The 13,322-nt window shown below is 30.9% G+C and carries 14 protein-coding genes; 11 read left to right on the top strand and 3 right to left on the bottom strand.

Annotated features, from left to right (window positions below):
- Positions 1-2 precede the first annotated feature (2 nt).
- From SAR11_RS00320 to SAR11_RS00300, 5 genes are read left to right on the top strand one after another with little or no spacing between them, the layout of a single operon-like run.
- Positions 3-680, top strand: a complete 678-nt coding sequence (locus SAR11_RS00320; protein WP_006997846.1) for a hypothetical protein — start codon at positions 3-5, stop codon at positions 678-680.
- Positions 667-1,173 carry a hypothetical protein gene (locus tag SAR11_RS00315; RefSeq protein ID WP_006997847.1) on the top strand — a complete coding sequence of 169 codons (507 nt, stop codon included), beginning with the start codon at positions 667-669 and terminating at the stop codon, positions 1,171-1,173. The genes SAR11_RS00320 and SAR11_RS00315 overlap by 14 nt, the downstream gene beginning before the upstream one ends.
- 2 nt (positions 1,174-1,175) lie before the next feature.
- The gene (locus tag SAR11_RS00310) at positions 1,176-2,732 is read left to right on the top strand and encodes a secretin N-terminal domain-containing protein (RefSeq protein WP_011281446.1); all 1,557 of its coding nucleotides are present in this window, start codon (positions 1,176-1,178) and stop codon (positions 2,730-2,732) included.
- Entirely contained in the window at positions 2,732-4,483 is a 1,752-nt protein-coding gene (locus SAR11_RS00305; protein WP_006997849.1) for a GspE/PulE family protein, read from the top strand. Before SAR11_RS00310 ends, SAR11_RS00305 begins: the two co-directional genes overlap by 1 nt.
- Before the next feature lie 2 nt (positions 4,484-4,485).
- Positions 4,486-5,718, top strand: a complete 1,233-nt coding sequence (locus tag SAR11_RS00300; RefSeq protein ID WP_006997850.1) for a type II secretion system F family protein — start codon at positions 4,486-4,488, stop codon at positions 5,716-5,718.
- Here SAR11_RS00300 and SAR11_RS00295 read toward each other — a convergent pair.
- Genes SAR11_RS00295 through SAR11_RS00285 form a run of 3 tightly spaced genes read right to left on the bottom strand, consistent with a single transcriptional unit; the run spans position 5,715 to position 6,737 of the window.
- Positions 5,715-6,149 carry an ATP-binding protein gene (locus tag SAR11_RS00295; protein WP_006997851.1) on the bottom strand — a complete coding sequence of 145 codons (435 nt, stop codon included), beginning with the start codon at positions 6,147-6,149 and terminating at the stop codon, positions 5,715-5,717. The genes SAR11_RS00300 and SAR11_RS00295 overlap by 4 nt on opposite strands.
- Positions 6,150-6,156: 7 nt before the next feature.
- Positions 6,157-6,456: an STAS domain-containing protein gene (locus tag SAR11_RS00290; RefSeq protein ID WP_006997852.1), complete on the bottom strand. Its 300-nt coding sequence runs from the start codon at positions 6,454-6,456 to the stop codon at positions 6,157-6,159.
- Entirely contained in the window at positions 6,453-6,737 is a 285-nt protein-coding gene (locus SAR11_RS00285; protein WP_006997853.1) for an STAS domain-containing protein, read from the bottom strand. The genes SAR11_RS00290 and SAR11_RS00285 overlap by 4 nt, the downstream gene beginning before the upstream one ends.
- A 158-nt stretch (positions 6,738-6,895) precedes the next feature.
- Here SAR11_RS00285 and SAR11_RS00280 point away from each other — a divergent pair, with 158 nt between their 5' ends.
- The 6 genes from SAR11_RS00280 (at position 6,896) to amt (SAR11_RS00255) (ending at position 13,158) form a co-directional block, all read left to right on the top strand.
- Complete coding sequence (locus tag SAR11_RS00280; RefSeq protein ID WP_011281445.1) at positions 6,896-7,381, top strand: prepilin-type N-terminal cleavage/methylation domain-containing protein; 486 nt, start codon at positions 6,896-6,898, stop codon at positions 7,379-7,381.
- Between the two features lie 9 nt (positions 7,382-7,390).
- On the top strand, positions 7,391-7,828 hold the full coding sequence (locus SAR11_RS07130; protein ID WP_011281444.1) for a type IV pilin protein: 438 nt from the start codon (positions 7,391-7,393) through the stop codon (positions 7,826-7,828).
- A 72-nt stretch (positions 7,829-7,900) separates the two neighbouring features.
- Complete coding sequence (locus SAR11_RS00270; RefSeq protein WP_011281443.1) at positions 7,901-8,191, top strand: hypothetical protein; 291 nt, start codon at positions 7,901-7,903, stop codon at positions 8,189-8,191.
- A 132-nt stretch (positions 8,192-8,323) separates the two neighbouring features.
- Positions 8,324-8,653: a heavy-metal-associated domain-containing protein gene (locus SAR11_RS00265; RefSeq protein ID WP_011281442.1), complete on the top strand. Its 330-nt coding sequence runs from the start codon at positions 8,324-8,326 to the stop codon at positions 8,651-8,653.
- A gap of 13 nt (positions 8,654-8,666) precedes the next feature.
- Positions 8,667-10,904 (top strand): ammonium transporter, encoded by a 2,238-nt coding sequence (gene amt, locus SAR11_RS00260; RefSeq protein ID WP_011281441.1) that lies wholly within the window; start codon positions 8,667-8,669, stop codon positions 10,902-10,904.
- A gap of 103 nt (positions 10,905-11,007) precedes the next feature.
- Positions 11,008-13,158 (top strand): ammonium transporter, encoded by a 2,151-nt coding sequence (gene amt, locus SAR11_RS00255; protein WP_027307135.1) that lies wholly within the window; start codon positions 11,008-11,010, stop codon positions 13,156-13,158.
- Positions 13,159-13,322: the final 164 nt, after the last annotated feature.

The following is a 13,322-nucleotide window of genomic DNA, read 5'->3' as shown; positions in this document are numbered from 1 at the left end:
CAATGGATATAGATTTAAAAAATATTAACATGTCTGATATCAAGGATCAGATTACAAAATTAGCTGATAAAAAAACTCTTATAAAAATAGGAATAATCTTTGGTGCAATTGTTTTTTTCTTAATAATTTATTACGCAATTTTAAATCCAATGGTTGAGTCTAGAAAAGCTAAATTGGACGACATGAATTTGAAAATACAAGAAACTGCAAAATTTACTTCTGAAATTTATTCAATGAGAGCAAGAATTAAAAAACTTAAGCCTGATTATGAAAAATACTCTAGCTTGTTTCATTCTAAAGCTGAAGTAGAGGGTCTTTATCAAACATTAAGTGAATATGCCGGACAAAATGATCTAGTAATCACTAGAATTGAAAAAAAGGTAATTCAAGAAGTATTAAAAGCACAAGCCTTAGCCCAAGCAGACGGTAAAAAAACGAAAAAAAAGAAAAACAACCAAGTTAAAAATGTTGCAAATATTGCCTATTATTTGATCCCTGTTGATTTTGAAATTGATGGTAATTTTATTGGTTACATAAAATTTAAAAGAGCTCTATCGCTTTCTAACAAAATGTTAAACTTTGACAAAGAGTCTATTCAGGTGGTAAAAGGGAATACAACTGGAGCGATAAAAGTAAAAGGTACGTTAACAATAGTGGGGTTACCAAATGAATTTTTTTAAAATAATCATTATTTCAGTGTTTTTTATGTTGCTATCAAAAGTTTCCATGGCTGATAGTCATGATAAAGAGCAAAACATTATTGATAAAGCTAAAGAGATAAATAAAAAGATCAAAGAAAAACAGGCAAATTCACAATCGAATATTTCATCAGAAATTAAAGATGAAGAGCCTCTTCCATTAAACGATCCTTTTGCTGGAGATAGTTCATTAACTGGTGGTAATACAATTTTATCAAGTAATCCAGAAGAGGCACAAAATGAAATGAGCTTATATAAGTTTAAATTAGTTGGGATAATGACCTCTGCAAATGATGATGGGTTCGTATCTTTAATTAATTCAAGTGGAAATATAATTACTTTAGCTAGGTTTGAAGAATTAAGCCCTGGAGTAAAATTAGTTGGACTTAACAATAGAGAAGCAGTTTTTGAAAAAAATGAAAACTCTCTCTTAGTGATAAATTTTAATAATAAAATTACAGAAAGAACAAAATAATTATGAAATTTAAAAAAAGAATATCATTTTTAATTTTACCTTTTTTATTTATTTTTTTAACAGGTTGTGCTGAAAAATTTGCTAAAAACACTGGTTCTTTTAAACACGACACCCCACTAATAAAAACTGATATCAAGAAAACTGGAAAACTAGAGGTTGAAAAAAGTGTAGAAATGGGACCAACTCCTGCTGAAGGTGATGTCGTAAAGCTTAAAAAAAGGAAACAAATATCATCTGTTAAAGAGAGAAATTATTTATTAATTTCGGAAGATTTCAAATCTTTAAAACAAAATGTTTCTTTTAAATTTCAAGCTTTAGATTTTAAAGAAGCAATGAAATTAATGTCTGAAGTTGGTCAAATTAATATTTTAGTAGGTGACGATGTGGCAGGATCAATAAGTGCAGAGTTAGATAATGTTCCATGGGATAAAGCATTTAATGCATTATTAGATTTAAAAAATTATGCAGCAGACATAGATGTAGCAAGTAATATTATTAGAGTTTCTACTCCTGCTAATCTAACGTCACAAGAAGGTTATAAATCAGCGAGAGCTTCAGCAGTTAAGAAAAAAGTTGAATTAGAAGATTCAGTAGAACCAATTATTTCAGAAATTTTTAGACTTTATTATATAACTCCATCAGAAGCTAAAGCCACAATCACAGAATTATTTACAACTGTTGGAACGAATGGAAATTTTATACCAATACAAGTAACGGAAGAAGCAACCACAAGATCAATTATTGTTAGAGGTAAAGAGAAAGATTTAGATATCGTTGATAAAGTTATTCGAGAAATTGATAAAAGAACAAAACAGGTTTTAATAGAAGCTTTTATAGTTGAAGCTACTTCAACATTTGAGCAAAGTTTAGGAAAAAGACTTGGAGCCGCTTATACAAGAAAAAGTTTAAGAATGGGTGGTACACAAGGAGGTAGTAGTGTAGGAGCTGCATCTGGTTCAGGGGCTGCATTATCTGATTCAACAGGTGCTTTTACAAGCGGTGCTGGAACAGATAATTTAGTAAATTTTGGGTCAGCTGCTGCAACAAGTGGAATTGGAATATTGAAAAAAACAGGTTCTGCTGTTTTAAAACTTGAACTTGATTTTTTAGAAGCTCAAGGCTTATCAAAAACAGTATCTAATCCAAAATTATTTACATTAGATAATCAACAAGCAAGTATTAATCAGGGTGAAACAATTTATATTGATGGTGGAGAAGGGGAAGATAAACCAGTTGATGCATCATTAAAACTGATAGTTACTCCTAATATCATAGGTGATGGAAACGTTATGCTTTCAATTCAAGTAAACAATGATACTCCAAATAGAGCAAATGCAGCATCAGTAGGTGTAAATAAAATGGAGATAAATACAAAATTATTAGTAGCTGATGGGGATATAGTTGTAATTGGTGGTATTAAAAAAAATAACGTAGCGAATAATAGACAAGGTGTTCCAGGAACGTCAAAAGTACCAATTCTAGGAAAAGTACTTAGTGGAAAATCAAATTCTGATACAATGAACGAGTTATTGGTATTTATCGCTCCAAGAATTTTATAATGTTTAAAATAAGTAGAGAGAGTGAAATTAATTTAGTTAATGTCTTAATTGATAATGACATTATTTCTGGAAAAGATTTAATAGATATTAAAAAAGTAAGCACTGAAAACAATAAATCTCAAATTGATGCAATATTTGAATTAAAGCTTACTGATGAAAAAAAAATAATTGATTTATTAATTAAAGAACAAAATCTAGAAATAATTGATCTAAAGTCAGTTGAAATTACTGAAGAAGTAAAAACAGTTTTACCATCAAACTATATTAAGATGAATTTTGTAGCACCATTTAAAATTGATGGAAAAACTTTACACATGGCAATCCCAGATAGTTCAAAATTGGGATTGATGCGAAATTTAAAAGCTATTACAAAAAAAAACATAGAACTTCATGCTGCAAAAATAGGTGATATTTCTGAATATATTGAAAGATTATCAAGTGAAACAGATGAAGTAACTATTGCGTCAATTCGAAATGAGAATAGGAGAAAAACAAAAACTTTTGAAACAGATTTAGGAGATGCAGGGGAAGTTTTAGACAATAAACCAGAAGAAGATATTGAAGCAATTGAAAATGAGTCAGAGGTAATAAAATTTAGTACGGCAGTGGTAGCAGATGCAATTAAAATGGGTGTCAGTGATATTCATATTGAGCCTTACCGATTTAGTTCAAGAGTAAGATACCGATTAGACGGTATGCTTCAAGAACAAGAAACCTATAGACAGTTTTTACATGACAACTATGGAGCAGTGGTTACTCGATTTAAAATTATGGGTAAATTAGATATTGCAGAAAGAAGATTGCCACAAGATGGAGCCATTAATTTTAAAATTGGCAATAAAGTAGTTGATTTACGTTTATCAATTTTACCTACTGCAAATAATGAGAGAATTGTTATGCGTATTCTTAACAAAGATGCAGGAGATATTACCCTTGAACAATTAAATTTTGAAAAGCAAGATTTAGAAAGTCTAAGAAAAGGAATTCACGGTAGTCAGGGATTAATTTTGGTAACTGGACCAACAGGATCTGGGAAATCAACAACGTTATATAGTATTTTAAAAGAAGTAAGTAAGCCCCATTTAAATATTTTAACAGCTGAAGATCCTGTAGAATATGAATTAGATGGTGTAGGACAAGTACAAATTAAAGATGATATCGGTTTTACTTTTGCTAAAGCTTTAAGATCTTTTTTAAGACAAGACCCTGAAATTATTCTAGTTGGTGAGATGAGGGATAAAGAAACAGTTGATATCGGATTAAAGGCTGCCCTTACAGGTCACTTAGTATTTAGTACTCTACACACTAATGATGCCCCAAGTACTATTACTAGATTACAAAACATGGGAACACCAGATTATTTAATAAGTGCTGCCTGCCAACTTGTTGTAGCCCAAAGACTAGCTAGAAAAAATTGTAAAGATTGTAGAGTGCCTGATGATGATGTTAATCCTAAGGTTCTTAAAGATATGGGGTTTAGTGATGAAGACGCTTCAAAAGTAAAAGCCATCAAAGGTAAAGGTTGTGCAAAATGTAGTGACTCAGGATACAAAGGTCGACAAGGTATTTATGAAATCTTAGTGGTATCAAAACCAATTAAAGAAGCTATTTTAAAACAAGCAACCACTCCTGAATTAAGAGAAATAGCTATTAAGGAAGGATTTAGAACGATGCAAGATATGGGTAGAAGAATGATTGCATCTGGTGAGCTTAATTTTAGAGAGTATGAGAGAATTCTTTCAAGCGAATAAAAATGGAAGCTTTTACTTATAAAGGAATATCCGAAGGTAAATATGTAGAAGGAGATATTGAGGCAATCAACCTTGATGAAGCTTCTCATTTATTAAAAGAAAAAAAAGTAATAATCACCAACATAATTAAGTCTAAGAAAAAAAAAGGTGAAGCAAAAAAAAAATCAGGTGGCTCATCTCTTTTTGGTAAAAAAAAAGTTAAAGTAGAAGAAATTCTTATATTCTCAAAGCAATTTGCAACCATGGTTAAGGCGGGCTTACCTATTTTGCAGGTTTTAATAATGTTAAGGGACCAATTAGAAAGTCCTGCTCTTAAAGACATTATAGAAGATATTAGAAAAAGTTTAGAAGGGGGTGTGAACCTATCAAAATGTTTTGAAAAATATCCTCAATATTTTGATAATATTTATGTCAACTTGATTAAAGCTGGTGAAGCAAGTGGTAAGCTAGATGTATTTTTACTTAAAATAGTAGATTCATTAGAGAAAAAAGAAAAGATTAAGAAAAAAATTAAGGGAGCTTTAATGTATCCAGCGATCATGTTTACGGTAGCGATTACTGTAAGTGCTTTTATGTTGATTAAAGTAGTTCCAGTATTTGCAAAAATGTACGATGGAATGGGCTTAGAATTACCCGCTGCAACAGCAACCATCATGGCAATGAGTGATTTTTTAAGTGGTACAGGTGGAAAAGTAATTCTGTTTGGTGGAATAGGTGGATATTTCGGGTTTAATTTTATTGTAAAAAGAAATGCTGCAATTCGTTTTAGATGGCATAAACAAATTTTAAAATTACCTATTTTTGGAGATATGATCTTAAAATCTCTACTGGCAAGAATTGCATTGATTTTAGGTAATTTAAGTGCTGCTGGTGTAAATTTATTAGAGAGTTTAGAAATTGCAAAATCAGTTAGTAATAATGATGTGATAACGGATGCACTAGAGAGTGTAAAAAAAGGTGTGTTCTCTGGTGATACCTTAACAAAACTTTTTTTAAAAGAACCACTCTTCCCACCAACTTTTAGTCAATTAATTTCTGTTGGAGAACAAACAGGTCAATTAGATGAAATGTTTAATTCAGTATCTGCTTATTATGAAGAAGAATTTGATACTACAGTCGATAACATGTCTGCTTTAATTGAACCTATCATGATTGTTTTCATGGGAGTAATGATTGGTGGTTTAATGATAGCCATGTACTCACCAATATTTAATGTGGGTGCTTTAATTAACTAATTTTTTAATTTTTTAGTTAAAACTAAATTATTAATCCAGGGTTCTTTTCCTGGTTCAAAATTAATTGAATCCATAATTTGTTGAATGAAAAATGTTCCTAGTCCACCTGGTTTAATATCATCGATCGCTCTATGTTTAACTTTGCTTTTTTCTACTGGTTTGCCTTTATCAAAGAAAGAAATCTCTAGAACATCATCATTACAAGATATTCTTACAACCATTTTATCTTGAGTGTCAGGCATATCTTTATATGCATGTTTAACTATATTTTGCGCAGCTTCAGCAATCGCTAAAACTAACTCTTCTCTTAAATCTTCATCAATTTTAAATTTTTCAAAAACATCTCTAGAAAAAGCTCTGACATCTTTCAAACTTGCTGAGCTAACTAAAAAATCTTTTTTTTCTGAATGACTAAAGTTTTCTAAACTCATAATTTATTTACTCCAAATTTAAAATTTGTTCTAACTTTGCCATCATGATTACTTTTAAAACAGATTTACTCACATCTTTAATGACAAGCTTGGTTCCCTTCTCAAGGGCTTTTTGATGACTTTCTATTAAAACTGAAATACCAGAAGAATCCATGTATTGAACATTACTTAGATTTAAAGCAACATTTTTACCAGAGTCGATAACAGGAAAGATAACTCCCTTAACTTCATCCGTTTTATCCATGTCTATTTCACCATCTAAAAATATGGTGCTTATATTGTCTTCTTCTGTAATTTTGTATGTCATAAAAACTTTCTTGCCATTGCTAGAACTTTTTCAACAGGTTGACTAACCTCTTTAAGTTCAACTTTAGTATTTTTCTCTCGAGCTCTTTGATTGCTTTCTATAATTATCGATATACCAGAAGAGTCCATGTAGGGTACATCTTTTAAATTTAAATGAACTTCTTTTCCAGCATCAATTAAAGGAAAAACAATTTCTCTTACCTCATCTGCAACATCCATATCTATTTCTCCAGTAAGAAAAACAGTGCTTACATTTTCATTATCTGTAACTTTATATTTCATATTTTATTTACTATTTATAGCTATTAACAAAAATAAGAAACAAGTAAACCCAATATGGTCAATTATCTTTGATTATTATTTAATATAATAAGATTTTTAGTTTACATCATCAATAATTATAATAAATTTAATAATAATAACTAATAACAGAGGAAATTATGAAAAATAATAAAGGTTTTACACTTATTGAATTGCTAGTTGTTGTAGCAATTATAGGTATTTTAGCTGCGGTAGGTGTTGTTGCTTACAATGGTTACACTAAGAGTGCAAAAATTAATGCTTCTAAATCAAACCAAGGGGCAGTAACAAAATATTTAGCTGCTGAAATTCAAAAATGTAACATGGGTACTGAGTCTACTGCAATGAGTGGAAATTTAACATGTTCAGGCAGAACAGAAGCTTTAATCATGAGTGGTGCTGTTGCTGCACTAGCAGATTTTAAAAACACATACACGCCAGTTTGTAAAGGAGTAACAGACGGTAGTACTGTGCCAACGGCTTCAGATGGTAGTACAACATGTCTAGCATCAGGAAAAGGTGTTACAACAATAACAGGGGATGATGCTGGAACTATTACCGTTTCAACACAGTATGGTGACGACGCAACTGTTGACGTACTAACTAATGCTGTTGCAATAGAATAATCATCTCGATTGCAAGAAACAAAAAAAATAAAAATTAAAAGCTCACTAGGGTTTTCCCTGGTTGAGCTTTTAGTTGTGGTAGCAATAATTGGTATTTTAGCTTCTGTAGGAGTTATTACTTACAGCGGTTATATTTCAGGCACTAAAGAAAAATCTACAAAAAATGTGATGCTACAAATATCACTAGCTCAAACAGAAGAATATTCAAATAGTGGAAATTATTACACGCAGGATAATGATAGCTGCACACCTACCTCATCAACATCAAATGATATTGAAACAATTTTGTTTGGTGGAGGAGATCAAATTGGTAAAGATATGGGTTATGAAATTTGTGTTGCAAGCATAGGTTCTTCAAATTTTAATATAATTGCTAAAGAAATCGATGGAGCTTGCCAATTAATCCTTAGTCGTAACGGCAATTTTACTAGAGGCGATGATTGCTAAAAAAATTAGCTAACCACCCATAATGGATAGTTTTACAGTTTCAAATTAAATATTCTTGCATAAATTGATGATGTGAAAAAAATTATTTTAATATTCTTGCTTATACCGTTATTAAATAATTGCGGTCCATATTCTGCAGCACTTGGGCCAAGCTTAACTCTAGTTAACTCTGGAAGTATTTTACAAGCTTCAGCATCTTATGCTGGCTCCTCAACAATGAAAAAATTTAAAAAAGATTATATTAATGAATTAAATGTAGAAAAAATTTGTCCAACGGTTCATTCTAGTGAGTTAAATGAAATTTTTTTTGAAACTATAGATCATATGGATTGTTATTTTGATCCAATGAGTATTCATAGATAATATATAAATTATTCAAGAAATATAGATATTTGAGTTCATCTTAATCAAAAAGGCTCATTTTGGGCGATTGACGAATTTTAAAATGAATTGATGCGTGATAGCTTTGACTTATAATTAACAATAGGAAAAACTATGTTCAAAAAATATATACTATTTTTAGGTTTTGTTTTATTTTCAACCAATTTATTTGCAGCTCAAACTCAAATTGCCCAAGTAAATGGAATGATGTGTATTAAATGCCAAAAAATGGTAACTAAAGCACTTCAAGCAGCTAGCCCATCTGCTACTGTTAAAGTCTCATGGCCAGAAGGTGTTGCGGTATCATCTTACCCTGATAAATCTGATTTATCTAATGAAGATTATAAAAAAGCAATACTTGGAACAGGCTTTGAAGTTATTAAAGTAGTAAGTGTTGATAAGATTATTACTGATGCTGGTGAAGCTAGAAAATTAGTAGATTAATTAAAATAAAATTATGACTGCAGCTGATACTCAGATATTGCTCAATAAGCTGCAGTCCAACATAAATCAATTAGAGCTTACTAATAAGGGAGCTTTAAATGCATTAGAATTTCGCTTAGATGCAATCTTACAAGCAAATTTAGATACCTTTTGGCTTTTAATTTGTGCAATCCTTGTTTTTTTAATGCAGGCAGGCTTTATGTGTTTAGAGACTGGTTTGTCTCGGAACAAGAACAGTATTAACGTTGCCCTTAAAAATGTTTCAGACTTTGGAATATCTGTTGTAGTTTTTTGGGCGTTTGGTTTCGCATTAATGTATGGAACCAGTGTATCAGGACTGTTTGGTACCAAATTTTTTTTCTTCACCACTAAGGTTGCAGGCTATCAAACATATTTTGTCTTCCAAGCAATGTTTGTTGCAACAGCTGCAACTATTATCTCAGGTGCAGTTGCAGAAAGATTAAAGTTTTTCTCATATATAATTATTACATTATTAGTTTCTGGCCTCTTTTATCCAATTGTAGGTCACTGGTCTTGGGCATTTAATTTTGAAAATCCTGCTGAAAAATTTGGTTGGTTAGGTCAATTAGGATATTTAGATTTTGCAGGTGCATCCGTTGTACACTCTGTAGGAGGATGGATTGCTTTATCAGTATTACTGGTAGTTGGTAACCGTACTGGAAGATTTAGAGAAGATGATAAAAAAAAATCTTTTCAAGGAAGTAATACACCAATGGCAGCTTTAGGTGCTTTAATTTTGTGGTTTGGTTGGTTTGGATTTAATGGAGGTGCTAATGGTGCAATGGATTTAAAAATTCCATTAATTTTAATTAATACTTTTTTATCAGCATCCTTTGGACTTATTTTCTCAAGTGTTATGGGTATCATTGTTTTAAAAAAACCAGAGCCATTATTTATGATCACGGGTCCCCTTGCTGGACTAGTTTCAATAACTGCTTCTTGTGCTTATGTTGATCCCACTCATGCAATTATAATAGGAAGTATTGGTGGAATTATTTCAGGCTCAACAATTGTATTACTTGAAAAAATTAAAATTGATGATGTGGTTAGTGCAATACCAGTTCACTTAGCATGTGGAATTTGGGGAACTATTGCAGTTGCTTTGTTTGCAAATTTTGAATTGATGGGTGTTGAAAAAACAAGATTAGAACAAATATATATTCAACTAATTGGCATAAGTTCAATTGGTGCTTTTTGTTTCATTGGTTCTTATTTAATATTAAAAACTATTAATTCATTTTTCCCTCTAAGAGTAAGTAAAATTCATGAAGAACTTGGTTTAAATATTTCAGAACACAATGCATCAACGGACACGCACGAATTACTTGAGGTATTAACTAATCAAGCAAAATCAGACAATTATTCAAGCCGCGCACCACAAGATCCTTTTACTGAAAGTGGAATTATTGGCACGCAATATAATGTCATAATGAACAAATTGGAACAAAGTGAAAAGCAAAAAAACAAATGGAAGAATAGAGTTTCTAAAGAAATTAAACTTGCAATGAATGTTCAGCAACGATTAATGCCAAAAAGAGATATAGAAAACTATCCAATATTTGGATTAAATATTCCTGCAAGAGAAATCTCGGGAGATTTTTATGATTTTTACCTTCATGATGATGAGGTGTATTTCACCCTATCTGATGTTTCAGGAAAAGGGGTGAATGCAGGAATGGTTATGGCAAAAGCTATTACTTTATTTAAGATCTTCGCTAAGCAAAAATTTAAGCCTAACGAAATTTTATTAGAGATGAATAATGATTTGAAAGAAACTAATCCTGTTGGTACCTTTATTACTTCAATTGTTGGAAGATATAATTTGAAAACAGATTTAGTTGAAATTGCAAATGCTGGACATCAGCCAACTTTATTAAAAGTGGGTAAAGATTTTAAAGAATATCCTTCAAGCTCAATGCCTTTGGCAGTCATTAAGCATAAAGATGAAAGTGTTTATCAATTAGAAAGCTTTAAATTAAATGGTGGACGAATTTACTGTTTTACTGATGGATTTTCAGAATGTATGGATGAAAATAAACAAGAAATAGGAATTGATGGTGTAAAAGAATTAATCCTAAAACACACAAACTCTTCATTACAAAAAGAATTAACAAGTGCGACAGAAGAAATTCGTTTAAAAAGTTTAAAAAAAGAAATTGTGGAAGATGGCGTTAAAAAAGATAATGATATTCTTGATGATGATTTAACAATTATTGCAATTGGTAAATAAGAAATTTTAAGAGTTATTATTAATTTTAGCTAATTAATCGCATCTTTAACAATTGATAAATTTTAAAATAAATTTAAAGATGATATTTATAAATTGATAGAAAATGGAAAGTATTAGTTTGGAATCTGTAAAATCGTTTGTTGATACTCTTTGGGTTATTGATTGTGCGATATTAGTTTTCATCATGCAAGCTGGTTTCATGTGTATGGAAACTGGTCTTTCACGACACAAAAATAGTATTAACGTTGCTCTTAAGAATGCTGCTGATTTTGGTTTATCAGTTGTAGTTTTTTGGATTTTTGGTTTCGGCTTAATGTTTGGGACAAGTTATAATGGTTTTTTTGGAACAGATCTTTTTTTCTTTAAAACCGAAAAAGCTGATTACATGACATATTTTGTGTTCCAAGCCATGTTTGTTGCAACTGCTGCAACAATAGTTTCTGGAGCTGTGGCTGAAAGAATGAAATTTAATGGATATTTAATAATAACGATAATTGCAACTGGCATAATTTATCCAATTGTTGGTCATTGGGCTTGGTCATCCAGTTATCTAAATAATATGAATGATACTGTAATGCAGTTATCGGCTGTTACGGGAGAAATTAAAAATACTGGATGGTTAACAGAACTTGGTTTTGTTGATTTTGCTGGTAGCACTATTGTTCATTCTGTTGGAGGATGGATTGCACTTGCTGCTGTATTAATTTTAGGGCCAAGAATTGGTAAATATTCTGAGTCTAATAAAGGTAAATTTACTGGCTCTAGTTTTCCGTTAGCCGTTTTAGGAACCTTAATTTTATGGTTTGGTTGGTTTGGTTTTAATGGCGGAAGTAATGGAGCAATGGATGAAACAGTGCCATTAATATTGATAAATACATTTCTTTCTGCTGCTTTTGGGTTGTTAACTGGACTAGGTATTTCATTTTTATTATTTAAAAAACCAGATCCATTTTATGTAATATTAGGTCCTCTTGCAGGATTGGTTGCTATAACAGCTGGTTGTAATTCAATGACATCAGTTACGGCAATTTTTGTTGGTATTATTGGTGCAATCGTAGCAATTTTTATAAATGAACTGTTAAACAAATATGAGATAGATGATGTCGTAGGTGCAGTGCCAGTTCATTTAGGAGCAGGTGTATGGGGAACTATTTCAGTTGGTTTGTTCAGTGATTTAGAAAAATTAGGAACAGGACTTACAAGGTTAGAGCAAATTGAAGTCCAGGTTATAGGAATATTAGCAATTGGTGCTTTCGCATTTTTTGGATCTTATATTATTTTAAAAATTTTAAATTATTTTTATCCATTAAGAGTAACTCCTTTACAAGAGGAATTAGGATTAAATATTGCTGAACATAATGCAGTTTCAGTAGAACATGATTTAATTTCAATCCTTGAAAAACAGTCTGAAAGTGGAGATCTCTCTGTTAGAGGCCCACAAGATCCTTTCACTGCAGGAGGGGTAATAGGACTTTATTATAATAAATTGATGAACAAGCTTGAGGTTAGCGAAAATGAAAAAGAAAAGTGGCGAAGTAGAATTTCCAAAGAAATAAATTTGGCTGTAAAAGTTCAAGAAAATTTTTTACCAAAAAGAGATTTACAAAATTATCCTGTGCAAGGAATTAATATTGCTTCGAGAGAAGTTTCAGGTGATTTTTTTAGTTTTTATCCCCATAATGATAGTATTAATTTTATAATTGCAGATGTAGCAGGTAAGGGAGTTCATGCTGGAATGGTGATGGCAAAAGCCTCTACTTTATTTGAAGTCATGTCAAGAGATCAGGTAGATCCAGATGAAATGATGCTTCATATGAATAACGATTTATTTCTCACCAAAACATCAGGCATGTTTGTGACATGTGTTCTTGGAAAATATGATTTAATTACCAAAGAAGTTTCATGGGTAAATGCGGGACATCAACCAGCTATCATTAGAGACAAAAATGGTAAATACCAAAATTTTGATAGTGAAGCGCCGCCGATGGGGGTTATTCACCAAAAAAATAAATCAATTTATAAAATTAATAAACAAGTTTTAAATGGAAACAAATTTTATGTTTTTACAGATGGATTGTCTGAAAGTTTAAATGCTGAAGGACAAGAAATAGGTATTGAAGGTTCAATTGAAATAATTGAAGATAACTACACAAAAGATTCGAAGAAACACTTATCAGATATTAGTAAAAAAATAATTGACAGCTCTAAATCTGGAAAATTAAGTGATGATCTTACTTTAATATCAATTGGATAGTTTTTGCTTTTTTTAAACACCATCTTTTAAAAGATAAAAATCTTATAATTTCTTAAGCATCTTAGTGTATTTAGAATAAATCTTTATTAGTTCTTTAATCGAATTAACTTTAATATTTGTAGTTTTTTTTTAGGATTTATCTTGTCCTGTTTACAACCGACCAA

This window comes from Candidatus Pelagibacter ubique HTCC1062, assembly GCF_000012345.1.
Classification (GTDB): Bacteria; Pseudomonadota; Alphaproteobacteria; order Pelagibacterales; family Pelagibacteraceae; genus Pelagibacter; species Pelagibacter ubiqueversans.
This window is presented reverse-complemented; position numbering and strand designations above follow the sequence as displayed.

Excerpts from the sequence above, each read along its gene's own strand:
- SAR11_RS00320 (WP_006997846.1), top strand. The coding sequence starts at position 3 with ATGGATATAGATTTAAAAAATATTAACATGTCTGATATCAAGGATCAG.
- SAR11_RS00305 (WP_006997849.1), top strand. The coding sequence starts at position 2,732 with ATGTTTAAAATAAGTAGAGAGAGTGAAATTAATTTAGTTAATGTCTTA.
- SAR11_RS00280 (WP_011281445.1), top strand. The coding sequence starts at position 6,896 with ATGAAAAATAATAAAGGTTTTACACTTATTGAATTGCTAGTTGTTGTA.
- amt (WP_027307135.1), top strand. The coding sequence starts at position 11,008 with ATGGAAAGTATTAGTTTGGAATCTGTAAAATCGTTTGTTGATACTCTT.
- amt (WP_011281441.1), top strand. The coding sequence starts at position 8,667 with ATGACTGCAGCTGATACTCAGATATTGCTCAATAAGCTGCAGTCCAAC.
- SAR11_RS00265 (WP_011281442.1), top strand. The coding sequence starts at position 8,324 with ATGTTCAAAAAATATATACTATTTTTAGGTTTTGTTTTATTTTCAACC.
- SAR11_RS00310 (WP_011281446.1), top strand. The coding sequence starts at position 1,176 with ATGAAATTTAAAAAAAGAATATCATTTTTAATTTTACCTTTTTTATTT.
- SAR11_RS00300 (WP_006997850.1), top strand. The coding sequence starts at position 4,486 with ATGGAAGCTTTTACTTATAAAGGAATATCCGAAGGTAAATATGTAGAA.
- SAR11_RS00295 (WP_006997851.1), bottom strand. The coding sequence starts at position 6,149 with ATGAGTTTAGAAAACTTTAGTCATTCAGAAAAAAAAGATTTTTTAGTT.
- SAR11_RS00315 (WP_006997847.1), top strand. The coding sequence starts at position 667 with ATGAATTTTTTTAAAATAATCATTATTTCAGTGTTTTTTATGTTGCTA.
- SAR11_RS00290 (WP_006997852.1), bottom strand. The coding sequence starts at position 6,456 with ATGACATACAAAATTACAGAAGAAGACAATATAAGCACCATATTTTTA.
- SAR11_RS00285 (WP_006997853.1), bottom strand. The coding sequence starts at position 6,737 with ATGAAATATAAAGTTACAGATAATGAAAATGTAAGCACTGTTTTTCTT.